This window comes from Desulfomicrobium escambiense DSM 10707, assembly GCF_000428825.1.
GTDB lineage: Bacteria > Desulfobacterota > Desulfovibrionia > Desulfovibrionales > Desulfomicrobiaceae > Desulfomicrobium > Desulfomicrobium escambiense.
In genome coordinates, this window is record NZ_AUAR01000004.1 from 30,399 (window position 1) to 43,918 (window position 13,520).

The window sequence follows — 13,520 nt, forward strand, 5'->3', positions numbered from 1 at the left end:
TGACAAGGAGATTCCCATGATTCTCAACGCCGACCACTATCTGTTCACTTCCGAATCCGTGACCGAGGGCCACCCGGACAAGATCGCCGACCAGATCTCCGACGCCGTCCTCGACTGCCTCCTGGCCCAGGACCCGCGCTCCCGCGTGGCCTGCGAGACCCTCGTCACCACCGGCATGGCCGTCATCGCAGGCGAGATCACCACCGAGGCCTACGCCGACCTGCCCGACATCGTGCGCTCCACGGTGCGCGAGATCGGCTACGTCAGCTCCGACATGGGCTTCGACGCCAACACCTGCGCCGTCTTGTCCTCCATCGACAAGCAGTCCCCGGACATCGCCATGGGCGTTGACCGCGCCAAGCCCGAGGACCAGGGCGCCGGCGACCAGGGCATGATGTTCGGCTACGCCACCACGGAAACGAGCTCCCTGATGCCCGCGCCCATCTACTATGCCCACGGCCTGAGCCGCCGGCTGTCCGAGGTGCGCAAGGCCGGGATCCTGAATTTCCTGCGCCCCGACGGCAAGACTCAGGTTTCCGTCGAGTACCGCAAGGGCAAGCCCGTGCGCATCGACAACGTGGTCGTGTCCTCCCAGCACACCCCCGAGGTGACCTACGAGGAGATCGTCGAGGGCATCAAGCGCGAGGTCATCGCCAAGGTCATGCCGGCCGAGATGATGGACGCGAACACCCGCATCTACATCAACACCACGGGCCGCTTCGTGGCCGGCGGCCCCCTGGCCGACTGCGGCCTGACGGGCCGCAAGATCATCAACGACACCTACGGCGGCATGGGCAACCACGGCGGCGGCGCCTTCTCGGGCAAGGACCCGTCCAAGGTCGACCGCTCCGGCGCCTACATGGCCCGTTACGTGGCCAAGAACATCGTGGCCGCCGGCCTGGCCGGGACCTGCGAAGTGCAGATCGCCTACGCCATCGGCGTGGCCGAGCCGGTCTCGGTGCTCGTCACCACGGGCGGCACGGGCGTGGTGCCCGACGAGGTGCTGACCAAGGCCGTGCGCGAGGTCTTCGACCTGCGTCCCTACTTCATCATCAAGCGCCTGAACCTCATCCAGCCCATCTACAAGAAGAGCGCCTGCTACGGCCACTTCGGCCGCGAGGACTTCGTCTTCCCCTGGGAAGTGACCGATGCCGTCGACGACCTGAAGACGGCCGCCAAGATCTAGGACGGACGCACGAGGGCGGGGCGGGAGAAATCCCGTCCCGCTTTTTTCCGGGCACTTGACCGAGGGCCGTGTCCGGGAACATGACAGGCCATGGCCACCCCCAAACACGACACGCCCACCGACGCCATTCTGGAGAGCATCTCCGACGGCGTCTTCACCGTGGACCTCGACTGGCGCATCACCTCCTTCAACCGCGCCGCCGAGGAGATCACCGGCGTGCCGCGCGCCGAGGCCCTGGGACGCCTGTGTTCCGAGGTCTTCCGCTCCAGCCTGTGCGGCGCGCAGTGCCCCCTGCAGGCCACTCTGGCGAGCGGCCGGCCCCACATCGGGACCTGCGGGTACATCATCACGGCCCAGGGCGAGCGCGTGCCCATCAGCGTGTCCACGGCGGTCTTCCGCGACGAGTCCGGGCGGGTCATGGGCGGCGCCGAGACCTTCCGCGACCTGTCCGAGGTCGACGCCCTGAAGCGCGAACTCGAAGGGCGCTACCACGTGGGCGAACTCTTCAGCCGCAGCCCGCGCATGCACCATGTGTTCGAGGTCCTGCCGGCCCTGGCGGCCAGCCCGAGCACGGTCCTCATCACCGGCGAGACGGGCACGGGCAAGGAACTTTTCGCCCGCACCATCCATTCCCTGAGCGCCCACAGCGAGGGGCCCTTCGTGGCCGTGAACTGCGCGGCCCTGCCCGACACGCTGCTCGAGTCCGAACTCTTCGGAGCCAAGGCCGGGGCCTACACCGGCGCCGTGCGCGACCGTCTCGGCCGCTTCGCCCAGGCCCGCGGCGGGACCATCTTCCTGGACGAGATCGGCGAGATCAGCCCGGCCCTGCAGGTGCGCCTGCTGCGCGTGCTGCAGGAGCGGACCTTCGAGCCCCTGGGCTCCGCGCGCACCGAGTCCACCGACGCCCGCGTCATCGTGGCCACCAACCGCAGCCTGCCGGACCTCATCCGCGAGGGGACGTTCCGCGAGGACCTCTACTACCGCATCAACGTCATCCGCCTTGAATTGCCTCCTCTGCGCGAGCGCAAGGACGACATCGGGCTTCTGGCCGAGCAGTTCATCCGCCGTTTCAACCGCCTTCAGAACCGTGGCGTCCCCGGCATCAGCACCGAGGCCCTGTCGCTGCTCATGGCCCACGACTGGCCGGGCAACATCCGCGAACTCGAGAACTGCATCGAACGGGCCTTCGTGCTCTGCGGTGACGAACGCATCGGCATCGTCCACCTCCCCGAGGAGTTGACGGCCACGGCGCCCCATATCGGCGGGCATCAGTCCGTGCACGATCTCCTGGACCGGCAGGCCATCCAGGCCGCCCTCGAGAGGGCCGATTTCAACCGCCTGGCCGCGGCGCGGGACCTGGGCATCCACAAGACCACGCTTTTTCGGCGCATGAAGCGCTTGGGCATGGATCTGCCCGTCCGCGACGGCCGCTCCACCCCCCGACGGTAGCCGCGCGCAACTCTCGCGCGTCTTGTGGTGCGCCGCCGCAACCCCGTTCCTGCGCCTGACGCCCGAAATCCCCGGCCCGCCTTGGTCCGGCCCCGCCGGGCGGTCCGGTCTCTTCCGGCACGCTCCATGCTTTGCCTTGGCGCAGAGAGGGACCCTATGACCCGCATCGCAGTGCATCATTGGCAGCATCGCATCGCCCCGGTCTTCGACATCGGCGGCGAAATCCTCGTCCTCGGCAACGGCGCCGGGACGCGCGAGGAGCATCTGCTGCAGTGTTCCGAGCCGCTGCACAGGGCCGAGGAGCTCTGCGCGCTGAGCGTGGGGACCCTCATCTGCGGGGCCATCTCCCGGTCCATGTCCGAGGCCTTGGCGGCCCGGGGCATCACTGTGGTGGGCTTCGTGGCCGGCGACCTGGACCGGGTCGTGGCCGCGTGGGAGCATGGGGGGCTCGACGAAACCTTCGCCATGCCCGGATGCCGCGGCGCGTGCCGCGGCCGGGGGGCAGGGGAGCAGCGGGCGGCCGGCTTCGGACCCCGGCGTGCGGAAACGCCGGTGCCCGTCGCATCCGAAGACTGTTCCGACATCGGTCCCGGCGGTCAGCGCAGGCGCGCCCGCAGGGGCGGCCGGGGGCCGGGCGGATGCGGGTTGCCGGGGCGTGACGGGTAATGGGACGACTTTGATATCGAAATGGACGCCTCTTGGCGCGGAGCACGCAGTTCGCGGCCGGGAGGACATGGGGATGAACACCAACAGGCTTTTTCGGAGATACTTGATGGACAACACGGAGAAGAGCGCCGTATCCGGTGCGGCCCGTTCCAAGGCGTCGACGTGCGATTCGTGCACGGATTCCTCGTGCTCGGCAGCCAAGCGGCAGCTGAACGAGACGGATCAGGATTTTCAGGAGCGCAGGGCCCTGCAGGCCCGCCTGTGCCGCATCGACCACAAGATCATGGTCATGTCCGGCAAGGGCGGGGTGGGCAAGAGCACCGTGGCCGTGAACCTGGCCATGGGCCTCATGCTGGCCGGCAAGAAGGTCGGCCTGCTGGACGTGGACATCCACGGTCCCAGCGTCCCGACCATGCTCGGCCTGGAGGGCGCGACCATCGACCAGGGGCCCGAGGGCCTGCTGCCCGTGGAGCTGGGCAACCTCAAGGTCATGTCCATGGGCTTCCTGCTGCGCAACCCCGACGACGCCGTCATCTGGCGCGGCCCGGTCAAGGGCGGGGTCATCAAGCAGTTCCTGAAGGACGTGGCCTGGGGCGACCTCGACTACCTGATCATCGACGCGCCTCCCGGCACGGGCGACGAGCCCCTGTCCGTCTGCCAGCTCATCAACCCCATCGACGGCGCCGTGGTCGTGACCACGCCGCAGCGAGTGGCGGCCATGGACGTGCGCAAGTCCATTACCTTCTGCGCCCAGGTCGGCATGAAGGTCCTGGGGGTGGTCGAGAACATGAGCGGCTTCGTCTGCCCCAAGTGCGGTGAGGTGACGCACATCCTGCGTTCGGGCGGCGGGAAGCGGATGGCCGACGACATGGGCGTGCCCTTCCTGGGTTCCATCCCCATCGACCCGTCCGTGGCCGAGGCCGGGGACATGGGGCAGGCCTTCGTCCTGCACCATGCGTCGAGCCCCACGGCGGTGCTCATGCGTTCCGTGATCGCGCCGCTGCTGGATCTGCCCGCACCGGCTCCGCAGGCTTGAAGCGGGAGGCGCCATGACACGGGCCGTACTGACGGTACTCGTCGACAACCAGGCCGGCTTCGGCTGCGTGGCGGAGCACGGCTACGCCCTGTGGATCGACGCCGGCGACAGGCGGATTCTGCTGGACACCGGCCAGGGCCCTGCCCTGGCCGAAAACGCTCGCATTCTGGGCGTCGATCTGGGCAGCACGGACATCCTGGCCCTGAGCCACGGCCATTACGACCACACCGGCGCGGTGCCACTCGTTCTGTCCTCCGCGCCGCAGGCCAGGCTGTTCTGCCATTCCGGGGTGACCGAGCCGCGCTACAGCATCCGGGACGGTGAAGCCCGTGACATCCGCATGCCGATGGCGTCCATGCGCGCCCTGAACGCCTTGTCCGTGGATCGTCTGCTCTGGAGCGGCGAATCCGTGCCGCTTGGCGAGGGCATGGGGCTCAGCGGCTTCATCCCGCGCCGCACGGACTTCGAGGACACGGGGGGGCCGTTCTTCTTCGACCCCCTCGGCCACCGGCCCGACCCCATAGGCGACGACCAGTCCCTGTGGATCGCCACGGACAAGGGCCTCGTGATCTGCACGGGCTGCTGCCACGCGGGGCTGGTCAACACCCTCATGCACCTGCGTGAGGTCACGGGCGAGGAGCGCATCCGAGCCGTCATCGGCGGCCTGCACCTCGGCGCGGCCTCTCCGGAGCGTTTGGAGAAGACGGCCCGTGCCCTGCGCGACATGCGCGTGGGGCTCCTCGTGCCCTGCCACTGTACGGGCGCAGCCGCCGCGGCCTGGCTGGCGGACCACCTGGACTGCGAGGTGCACACGGGGTATTCGGGTTTTCGTCTGGACACGGCCGACCTCTGAAGGCGGCCGCACCGTCCCGTTCACAGGAGGAACGCATGACCTACCGCATCCACCCCATCGTCATGGGCACCAAGGTCTTCGACAAGGGCATGATGACCTACCAGCACGACTACGGGACGCCCTTCACCATTCCCATCTACTGCTGGTACCTGGAGGGTGGGGAGAAGAAGATCCTGGTGGACACGGGCGAGATGCGCCCCGTGGTCTCCGAGGAGCGGGAGAAGGCCATCGGCGGGAAGATCTACGGCTTCGAGGAGGGGCTGGCGAGGTACGACATGGCGCCGGAGGACATCGACATCGTCCTGCACACCCACCTGCACAACGATCACTGCGAGAACGACGCCAAGTGCGTCAACGCGAAGATCTACGTGCACGAGAAGGAACTGGAGCGCATCCACGACCCACACCCGCTCGATTTTCGCTACCTCGAAGATTACATCGAGGAGGTGGAGGAGAACGGGCAGATCGTGACCCTGACGGGCGACATGGAGATTGCGCCCGGAGTGACAATGATCCACACCCCGGCCCACACCGAGGGCGGCATGTCCGTGCGTGTGGAGACGGACAAGGGGAGCGTGCTTATCTGCGGCTTCTGCACCATCCTGGAGAACCTCTACCCGCCCAAGTCCGTGACCGCCATGGAAATGGAAGTCATCCCGCCCGGCACCAACGTGAACCCTTACCTGGCCTACGAAACCCTGGTCCGGGCCAAGACCCTGGCCGACCACGTCCTGCCGCTGCACGAGCCAAAATGGGCCTCCATGGAGACCGTGCCCGAATAATGCTCGTCATCAAGTGCGCCGCCTGTCGCAGGAAGCTGTGGCGCTACCGCAAGCTGGGACCGGGCGAGGTCCTGCGCTGCCACCGGGAGAGGATTGAGAAAATCTGGTTCCTGGAGGAACGCGACGGCAAGGTCTGGTGCGAGTGCGGGAAGGCCGTGGGCATCGACAAGGGGACGTTCATCAAGATGAACCGGAACGCGTTCACGTATTCGGGGACCAAGATCGATATCTAGGTGCAAACGCCCTCGCCCGAAACACCCCCGGTCCGCTCGGACCGGGCATCGGACGGGTGCGCAGCCGCCATACGCACTATCACAGCGTCATTCCCGCGAAGGCGGGAATCCATGCCTTTCAACGCTTAGGAATACAGGGAGACTTCTGGTTCGTTGCTGGGGGCTGTCCCAGGGCGGCCGCGAGCCGGGGCGTTTCGGGCCGGGCCCGCTCCGGGTTGCGCTTTGGGCGTGAGGGGTGTTCAACCGGTTCGCCCCGGCGGGAAGAGACAGAATCTATACATGCACGGGGTGCAGGGGGCGAGCCCCCTGCCCGCCGGAGGCATTCCCGATCTCCCCCTTTCTCACTCCCCGTCAGGCGCCGGCGTGAACCGGATGCGCACGATGCGGCGGCGTTCCACTCTTTCCACCTTGAATACGCCTTCCTTGAGGGGCACTTCGTCGCCGGGTTCCAGGACGCGTCCGGCCTGGGCCAGGAGGAAGCCGGCCACGGTGGTGTAGGCCTCGTCCTCGGGCAGGCGGAGCTTCAGCTTGCGGTTGGCGTCGCGTACGGCGAGCATGCCGTCGAGGATGAAGGCCGCGCCGTCGCGTACGATCTGGGAGCGGACTTCCTCGTCGTATTCGTCGTTGATCTCGCCGACGATCTCCTCCAGCACGTCCTCCAGGGTGACGAGGCCTTCGAGTCCGCCGTATTCGTCCATGACGAAGACGAGGTGGGTGCGCGTGGCCTGCATCTGGCGCAGCAGGCTTCCGAGGCGCTTGCCCGACGGGACGAAGGTCGGCGGGTGGAGCAGGGCCGTCATGGAGAAGACCAGGCCTGGTTCGCGGGCCATGAAGGGCTCCATGTCCTGGCGGTAGAGGACGCCGACCATGTCGTCGAGGTCCTGGCCGTAGACGGGCAGCCGGGAGTACCCGTGGATGCGGAAGGCGGCCAGGACGTCGTCCAGGGTGGAGTCCACTGGCAGGGCGGCGATCTCCGAGCGCGGGATCATGGCCTCGCAGGCCTCGGTGGTGTTGAAGTCGAAGGCGCGGCGGATGAGGCGGCGCTTCTCCTCCTCGACCTGGCCGTGGGCGTAGGTGGCGTCGATGAGCATGCGCAGTTCGTCTTCGGTGTAGACCGAGCCGTGGCTGGCGCTGGGCGTGAAGCCGAGCATGCGCACGGTGCGGGTGCCGGACCAGTCCAGGAGGCGGATGGGCCAGTGGAAGGTGCGGTAGAATATCTCCATGGGCAGGGCGATGGCCAGGGCCGTTTTTTCGGCCATTTCCAGGGCGATGGTCTTGGGAGCAAGTTCGCCCAGGACGATGTGCATGAAGGTGATCAGGCTGAAGGCCACGGTGAAGGAGATGGAGTGCAGCACGGCCGGTGGGATCCGACCTTCGAGCAACGGGTTCAGCAGATCGGCCACGGCGGGCTCGCCAATCCAGCCCAGGCCCAGGGAAGCCAGGGTGATGCCGAGCTGCGTGGCCGAGATGTAGGCGTTCAGGTGGTCGATGAGGCGCAGGAGCCGCACTGCTTTTTTGTTGCCTTCGGCGGCCAGGGTGGCGACGCGGGAGCGCCGCACGCCCACCAGGGCGAACTCCGAGGCCACGAAGAATCCGTTGGCCAGGACCAGGGCGAACACGAGAGCGAGGTAAAGCAAAGAGCCGAACATGAAATATCCTTGATGAACACTGGCGGTCTGCCGCGCGGGTGCGCGACAATCCATTCCTAACAACGGTCCGCCGCCAGGGTAAAGAAGCAAATGGGCGTATCGCCGAAATATGTGCTATTCGTCGATGTCGATGAGGCCCAGGCGCGCGGCGTGCCGCACGAATGCCATGGGGCTCTTGATGCCGAGCTTGGTCATGATGGAGTAGCGGTGGTTGAGGACGGTCTTGCGGGAGACGAAGAGCTTGGCCGCGATTTCCTCGGGCGTGAGCCCTTCGGCCAACAGGCGCATGACCTGCTGTTCGCGCAGGGACAGGGTGCCGTAGGAGGCGTCCACGGTCTTGGCCTTGCGGCCCGAGATGTCGTTCAGGCGCCGCAGGACCGTGGGCGAGAGGGATCCGTCGAGGTACTGGCCGCCGGCCAGGACGGTGTCGATGGCCTGCAGGATGCCTTCGCCGCCGGATTCTTTGGACATGTAGCCGCTGGCCCCGGCCTGGAAGGCAGCGGCGATGAAGTCGAGCTTGGCGTGCATGCTGACGATGAGCACGGGCATGTCCGGGCGGACGGCGCGCATCTCGCGGGTCAGTTCGATGCCGCTGCCGTCGGGCAGGGAGATGTCGACCACGGCCAGGTCCGGGGTGAGCTCCTTGGTCATGCGCAGCCCCTCGGCGCTGGTCCCGGCCTCCCCGACGACGCTGAAGTCGGGCCTGGCGCAGAGGCGGGCCCGCAGGCCGTCGCGGTACAGGGGGTGGTCGTCGACGATGAGGATGCGCTTAAGGGTGCTCACGGGTGCTCCGGTTCAGCGGGGTTTCGATGCGGATCTGCAGGCCCTGGCCGGGTCTGGACTTGAAGCTGATGGTCCCGCCCAGGTGCCTGACCCGCTCGCGCATGCTCCACAGCCCCATGCGCCGGTTGCGGCCGGCCTGGGCCTGGCAGCTTTCCAGGTCCATGCCGCAGCCGTCGTCCTCGATGCGCACGATGAGGCTCGGATAGGCGCCCAGCATGCGGATGACGGCGCGGCTGGCCCTGGCGTGCTTGCGCACGTTGTTCAGGGCTTCCTGGATGAGGCGGTAGATGTTGATCTGGGTGTCGAAATCGAAGTCCACCCCGGCCAGTCCGTCGGCGAAGACGTCGACGATGATGCCGTGGCGCAGGGAAAAATCCTCGCAGTGGGCCAGGACGGTCTCGACCAGACCGAGCTCCGTCAGGCCCGGCGGCAGCAGGCCGTAGGCCAGGTCGCGGATGCCGCGGATGGCCGCGGCCAGCCGCTCGGCGATGGCCGCGGTCTGCGCCCGGCACGGGCCGTCGGCGGACAGGGAGCAGTGGATGCGCTCCAGGTCGGCCTTGGCCAGGGAGAGGTCCTGGGCCAGGTGGTCGTGGAGCTCGCGGGCGATGCGCTGGCGCTCGTTCTCCTGGGCCATGATGAGCTCCCGGGACAGGGCGCGCATGCGTTCCTCGGCCCGGCGCTGAGCCACGATGCGACCGACCAGGTCGGACACGGCGTCGATGAGACTGCGCTCCTCGCGCAGGAAGGGTCCTTCGTCGCTTTGGGGTCGCTCTTCGAGGTAGCAGACCTCGACCTCGCCGCAGTTTTCATCGCCTATGACGACGGGGCTTGTCTGGCGCCATGACGTGGGACGGTAGTTGGCCGAGCGGTGGGTGTCGTCGCCCAAGCGGATGGCGGCGCAGGCGATGTCGGGGTATTGCCAGGAGGCGGGGATGAGGCCGGCGATGCCCGTCAGCAGCTCGTCCAGGGGCTGGTCGGCGCGCTGGGCCATGCGGGTGATGCCGTAGAGGCAGTTGAGCTCCTTGATGCGCTCGAGCAACGCGCTTTCGGTTCTGCGGCGCTGGGCGACGAAGTCCTGCCAGGACTCGCGGGAGATGGGAAATTCTTCGGTGATGTCTGTCTGGAGGGTCATGCTTGGCTACTCCTGGCCGTCGGCCGCGTGTGGCCCTGTAGCACAGGATGGGGCGGTGGGCCAGGGGCGGGGCCGGCCTTCGGCCGGTCCGCCCCCGGGTGTCGTCATCAGGACAGGATCTTGCGGGCGATCTCGTCCTGCACGTCGGTGATGAAGCGGATGCCCGTCTCCTGGGCCGTGTCGCGGTTGCCGGAGACGATGTCGTCGCGGGAGATCTCCGTGACGGAGAACTTGCGTGCGCCGGCCAGGAGCTGCTGCAGGCCCGCGCCGAGCTTGTCGGCCAGGGTCCAGGCGGCGATGGCGCCGTAGGGCACGGTCTTCATCTCGTCGGCGCCGATCTTGGCCTTGAGGCTCTCATAGCCGGCGAAGATCTGCTCGGGCGTTTCGCCGATGTCCTTGACGGTCTTGGGCAGGCTGTCCCAGTTGCCGCAAACCTTCTCTTTGCGCTCGGGGTTCAGGGCGCCTTCGATGTTGGAGCCCAGGAAGCCGGGGATCATGAGCGTGCGGCCCATGCAGATCAGCTTGACGAAGGGCGCGCCCAGGGCCAGGGCCTTGAAGATCTGGTCCTCGCGGGCCAGGCCGCCGGCGAAGGACATGTCCACGACCTTCTGCCCCTTGGCGGCCAGGATGTTGCCGTATTCGACGGCCTTGGAGTGCAGCAGGATGGACGGCACGCCCCAGGTCTCCATCATGTTCCAGGGGCTCATGCCCGTGCCGCCGCCGGAACCGTCGATGGTCAGCAGGTCGAGGCCGGCCTCGGTGGCGTACTTGATGGCCATGGCCAGGGCTTCCATGCCGTAGGAGCCGGTCTTGAGCGAGATCTTGGTAAAGCCGAGCTTACGCAGGTAGGCCACTGTCTCCATGAAGTTCTGGTGCACGGCGTCTGCGGAGGGCAGGTCGGTGTAGCCCAGGCGGCTGTGGCGGGCGAAGCCCTTGATGCCGCCAGCCTTGAAGGCTTCCTGCACTTCGGGCAGTTCCGGGTCCGGGTCGACCAGGTAGCCGCGCTTCTTCAGGAACAGGGCGTAGTCCAGGCTCTTGACCTCGATCTCGCCGCCGATGTTCTTGGCGCCCTGACCCCACTTGAGCTCGATGCAGACCTTGCTGCCGTACTTGCCGATGACGTACTCGGCCACGCCGTTGCGCGCGTCCTCGACGTTCAGCTGCACGATCATGGTGCCGTAGCCGTCGGAGTAGCGGTTATAGATCTCGATGCGGCGGTCCAGCTCGGGGGACTTCTCGATGCGGCCGTTCGCCATGCTGGAGGCGCGGTCGACGCCGACCACGTTCTCGCCGATGACGATGGGGATGCCGATCAGGGCGCAGCCCGCGGCGAAGGAGTCCCAGTACTTGGCGGCGATGAAGGTCGAGCCCAGGGCGCCGGTCATCAGCGGCATGCGGACCTTGGTCTTTTCCGTGGCGCCGAAGGAGGTTTCCAGGGAGACGTTGGTGAAGAGGCAGTCGTCGGGGTTGGTGGTCCGGCCGGGAGCGACACCGTTGGCGCCGTAGCTGTAGCCCTGGATGCGCAGGGAATTGTAGCTCACGCCGACGTGGCAGGTGTTGGAACTGCCGGCGGTCACGGCACCGAAATCCCGGGGGTAGAGCATGTGCCGGCCTTTGAGGCAGGACATCCAAGTTTCGCACTTTCCGGCGCAGTCCGAGCGGCACAGGGTGCACAGGCCGGACTCGGCCGGGTTGCCGCGGTTGGTGGTACCGAGAACGTCATTGCTTTTGGGCCATTGGATCATTTTTTCGTCTCCCGTGTGCAGATGTGGATTATGTTTCTCCGACCCAAAAATATGGACGTCACCACGAAGACCGTCCGGTCCTGCATAGTGACGCTGCGCAGCGGCGCGCCCGGCAGGACGCGCGGTGGTAGGGTCAGGATAAATTCAATAGATTATCTATGGTTGGAGCTGATTTGTGTCGATAGGAATGGCGCCTTTTTCTTTGGGTCGTTTGGTCGTCGGCGCTGGGAATTTTTCACGTAATTTGGGAATATCTCCCATGTTCATGAGCGGGGAGCGACTGTTTCGAGGCTGTCTTGTCTGCCGATGGGTGTTTGGAAGGATGTTGCGCCGGGCCGGAGGGGATGGCGGTGGGAAGGGCGGACGGACGTGCGATGGGCCAAAAAAAACCCTCTCGGGAGAGGGTTTCAAGCCGGGCTATTCCTGGGTCTTGGGCGCCTTCTTGCGCTTTTCCCAGAGCTTCATGCCCTGCATGGTCTTGCGGCGGTCGCGGGCCAGGGACTTGGCCACCAGGGAGGTGCCCTTCTTGTAGCCGTACTTTTCCCTGTACTCTTCCGGGGTCAAACCGTGGGTCGCCAGGTGACGCTTGGTCAGGACCTTGAAGGACTTGCCGCACTCGCAGCAGATGACGCTCTTTTCGCGGATGGCGTTCTTGGGGTCGACGGCGGGTTCGCCTTCGGTCACGGGTGCGACTCCCTCGGCCACGCCGCGTATGTTCTGCGCCAGCGAGCGGATCATAGAGGTGATTTCGTCCTCGTTCATGTTGCGGACGGAAGCCTGGGCCTTAACGATTTCTATTGCCTGCTTGAGATAGTCTTCCATTTTTACTCCATACGTATATAGGGTCGGTATCGATGATGTAGCCAATCGATCAAAGTACCTTCATACATAGTAGGGATTCTGCGAAAGTCAAATGCTTTCTTGGTAATCTATTGAGTCTCTTTTTGCGGTCTTCCCCGCGGCCCGGAAACACCCCCGGATGGCCGAAAACTTGGCAGGGATTTTTCTGAAATTGCATGTGCATTCCGGTGAATACAGGGGCTGGGGGGAACTTGACGGATCTGTTTTTTTTGGTTCAGCTGCGAGCCGCAGGAATGAATATTTTGACGAAAGGAGGGTGTAATGCCGTCGTTTGATATTGTAAGCGAACTCGATCTGCAGGAAGTCGACAATGCGGTGAACAACGTGCGCAAGGAGGTGGAAACCCGGTACGACTTCCGCGGCGTGATCACGGAAATGGAGTTTAACCGGAAGACCAAGGTCATCTCCCTGGTCACGGGCGACGACATGAAGATCCGGGCCATCCGGGACATGCTCATCTCCCATTTCGTGCGGCGCAAGGTGGACCCCAAGTCCATGGAGTTCGGCGAGTCCGAGAAAACCTCGCGGGGCCAGCTCAAGCAGGAGATCAAGCTGCACGACGGCATCGACAAGGACAACGCCCGCAAGCTCGTGAAGCTCATCAAGGACAGCAAGCTCAAGGTTCAGGCCGCCATCCAGGACGAGCAGGTACGGGTCACGGGCAAGCAGATCGACGACCTGCAGGCCGTCATGGCCCTGCTCAGGGACGCGAAATTCGAACTGCCCCTGCAGTACGTGAACATGAAGAAGTAGCGGAGTCAGTATGCACGATTTCCTGATGGGCATCTGGGGATGGCTCACGGCCAACCCCCTGGCCGGACTCGGCGTCGCCGCCGTGGTCGCGCTCATGCTCTGGAAGCAGCCGAAGCAGACCATGAAGCTCGCCCTGGCCCTGCTGGTCCTTGTGGCCCTGGGCTACCTCGTTTCGGGCATCATCGACTTCACCATGCACAGCGCCGTGGTGAAGGAGAGCGGGATCGAGAAGAGTCAGTAGGATTTCGTTTCGGGCTTTCCGCCGGCACGCGCCCTGGATTCCCGACTTCGCGGGGCCGAAGCGGAGGCCTTGGCGTAGCCTCGACGTCATTCCCGCGCAGGCGGGAATCCAGGTTTTTTGTCTTTACGCCCTGATTTGATCCCGGGGAGTA

The 13,520-nt window shown here is 65.7% G+C and carries 14 protein-coding genes; 9 read left to right on the top strand and 5 right to left on the bottom strand.

All coding sequences use genetic code 11. The annotated features are described in order from the left end of the window. Positions 1-16 precede the first annotated feature (16 nt). The 7 genes from metK to G394_RS0104635 all read left to right on the top strand — a co-directional run bounded on the left by metK (position 17) and on the right by G394_RS0104635 (position 6,205). Positions 17-1,186 carry a methionine adenosyltransferase gene (gene metK, locus G394_RS0104605; protein WP_028576654.1) on the top strand — a complete coding sequence of 390 codons (1,170 nt, stop codon included), beginning with the start codon at positions 17-19 and terminating at the stop codon, positions 1,184-1,186. A gap of 90 nt (positions 1,187-1,276) precedes the next feature. Further along, on the top strand, positions 1,277-2,635 hold the full coding sequence (locus G394_RS0104610; RefSeq protein WP_028576655.1) for a sigma-54 interaction domain-containing protein: 1,359 nt from the start codon (positions 1,277-1,279) through the stop codon (positions 2,633-2,635). Positions 2,636-2,791: 156 nt separating this feature from the next. Then, positions 2,792-3,301 carry a NifB/NifX family molybdenum-iron cluster-binding protein gene (locus tag G394_RS20025; protein ID WP_051306947.1) on the top strand — a complete coding sequence of 170 codons (510 nt, stop codon included), beginning with the start codon at positions 2,792-2,794 and terminating at the stop codon, positions 3,299-3,301. 106 nt (positions 3,302-3,407) lie between these two features. Further along, entirely contained in the window at positions 3,408-4,337 is a 930-nt protein-coding gene (locus G394_RS0104620) for an Mrp/NBP35 family ATP-binding protein (RefSeq protein ID WP_028576656.1), read from the top strand. A gap of 13 nt (positions 4,338-4,350) precedes the next feature. Further along, on the top strand, positions 4,351-5,190 hold the full coding sequence (locus tag G394_RS0104625; protein WP_028576657.1) for an MBL fold metallo-hydrolase: 840 nt from the start codon (positions 4,351-4,353) through the stop codon (positions 5,188-5,190). Between the two features lie 35 nt (positions 5,191-5,225). After that, positions 5,226-5,972: an N-acyl homoserine lactonase family protein gene (locus G394_RS0104630; protein ID WP_028576658.1), complete on the top strand. Its 747-nt coding sequence runs from the start codon at positions 5,226-5,228 to the stop codon at positions 5,970-5,972. Next, entirely contained in the window at positions 5,972-6,205 is a 234-nt protein-coding gene (locus G394_RS0104635) for a hypothetical protein (protein ID WP_028576659.1), read from the top strand. Before G394_RS0104630 ends, G394_RS0104635 begins: the two co-directional genes overlap by 1 nt. Before the next feature lie 341 nt (positions 6,206-6,546). On the opposite strand, the gene G394_RS0104640 is transcribed toward G394_RS0104635, so the two are convergent. The 5 genes from G394_RS0104640 to G394_RS0104660 form a co-directional block, all read right to left on the bottom strand. Then, positions 6,547-7,854, bottom strand: a complete 1,308-nt coding sequence (locus G394_RS0104640; RefSeq protein ID WP_028576660.1) for a hemolysin family protein — start codon at positions 7,852-7,854, stop codon at positions 6,547-6,549. A 114-nt stretch (positions 7,855-7,968) separates the two neighbouring features. Continuing rightward, positions 7,969-8,637, bottom strand: a complete 669-nt coding sequence (locus tag G394_RS0104645; RefSeq protein WP_028576661.1) for a response regulator transcription factor — start codon at positions 8,635-8,637, stop codon at positions 7,969-7,971. After that, a complete protein-coding gene (locus G394_RS0104650; protein ID WP_028576662.1) occupies positions 8,624-9,769 on the bottom strand; it encodes a sensor histidine kinase in 1,146 nt (381 codons plus the stop codon). Before G394_RS0104650 ends, G394_RS0104645 begins: the two co-directional genes overlap by 14 nt. Positions 9,770-9,876: 107 nt before the next feature. Then, positions 9,877-11,514: a glutamate synthase-related protein gene (locus G394_RS0104655; protein WP_028576663.1), complete on the bottom strand. Its 1,638-nt coding sequence runs from the start codon at positions 11,512-11,514 to the stop codon at positions 9,877-9,879. A gap of 417 nt (positions 11,515-11,931) precedes the next feature. Continuing rightward, positions 11,932-12,336, bottom strand: a complete 405-nt coding sequence (locus tag G394_RS0104660) for a Ros/MucR family transcriptional regulator (protein WP_028576664.1) — start codon at positions 12,334-12,336, stop codon at positions 11,932-11,934. Between the two features lie 300 nt (positions 12,337-12,636). On the opposite strand from G394_RS0104660, the gene G394_RS0104665 reads away from it, so the two are divergent. Both G394_RS0104665 and G394_RS0104670 read left to right on the top strand, forming a co-directional pair. After that, positions 12,637-13,128 carry a YajQ family cyclic di-GMP-binding protein gene (locus G394_RS0104665; protein WP_028576665.1) on the top strand — a complete coding sequence of 164 codons (492 nt, stop codon included), beginning with the start codon at positions 12,637-12,639 and terminating at the stop codon, positions 13,126-13,128. A gap of 10 nt (positions 13,129-13,138) precedes the next feature. Further along, on the top strand, positions 13,139-13,369 hold the full coding sequence (locus tag G394_RS0104670; protein ID WP_028576666.1) for a hypothetical protein: 231 nt from the start codon (positions 13,139-13,141) through the stop codon (positions 13,367-13,369). Positions 13,370-13,520 lie beyond the last annotated feature (151 nt).

Bases quoted from the DNA above. Each gene is read 5' to 3' on its own strand.
- metK (WP_028576654.1), top strand. From the start codon at position 17: ATGATTCTCAACGCCGACCACTATCTGTTCACTTCCGAATCCGTGACC.
- G394_RS0104610 (WP_028576655.1), top strand. From the start codon at position 1,277: ATGGCCACCCCCAAACACGACACGCCCACCGACGCCATTCTGGAGAGC.
- G394_RS20025 (WP_051306947.1), top strand. From the start codon at position 2,792: ATGACCCGCATCGCAGTGCATCATTGGCAGCATCGCATCGCCCCGGTC.
- G394_RS0104620 (WP_028576656.1), top strand. From the start codon at position 3,408: ATGGACAACACGGAGAAGAGCGCCGTATCCGGTGCGGCCCGTTCCAAG.
- G394_RS0104625 (WP_028576657.1), top strand. From the start codon at position 4,351: ATGACACGGGCCGTACTGACGGTACTCGTCGACAACCAGGCCGGCTTC.
- G394_RS0104630 (WP_028576658.1), top strand. From the start codon at position 5,226: ATGACCTACCGCATCCACCCCATCGTCATGGGCACCAAGGTCTTCGAC.
- G394_RS0104635 (WP_028576659.1), top strand. From the start codon at position 5,972: ATGCTCGTCATCAAGTGCGCCGCCTGTCGCAGGAAGCTGTGGCGCTAC.
- G394_RS0104640 (WP_028576660.1), bottom strand. From the start codon at position 7,854: ATGTTCGGCTCTTTGCTTTACCTCGCTCTCGTGTTCGCCCTGGTCCTG.
- G394_RS0104650 (WP_028576662.1), bottom strand. From the start codon at position 9,769: ATGACCCTCCAGACAGACATCACCGAAGAATTTCCCATCTCCCGCGAG.
- G394_RS0104655 (WP_028576663.1), bottom strand. From the start codon at position 11,514: ATGATCCAATGGCCCAAAAGCAATGACGTTCTCGGTACCACCAACCGC.
- G394_RS0104660 (WP_028576664.1), bottom strand. From the start codon at position 12,336: ATGGAAGACTATCTCAAGCAGGCAATAGAAATCGTTAAGGCCCAGGCT.
- G394_RS0104665 (WP_028576665.1), top strand. From the start codon at position 12,637: ATGCCGTCGTTTGATATTGTAAGCGAACTCGATCTGCAGGAAGTCGAC.
- G394_RS0104670 (WP_028576666.1), top strand. From the start codon at position 13,139: ATGCACGATTTCCTGATGGGCATCTGGGGATGGCTCACGGCCAACCCC.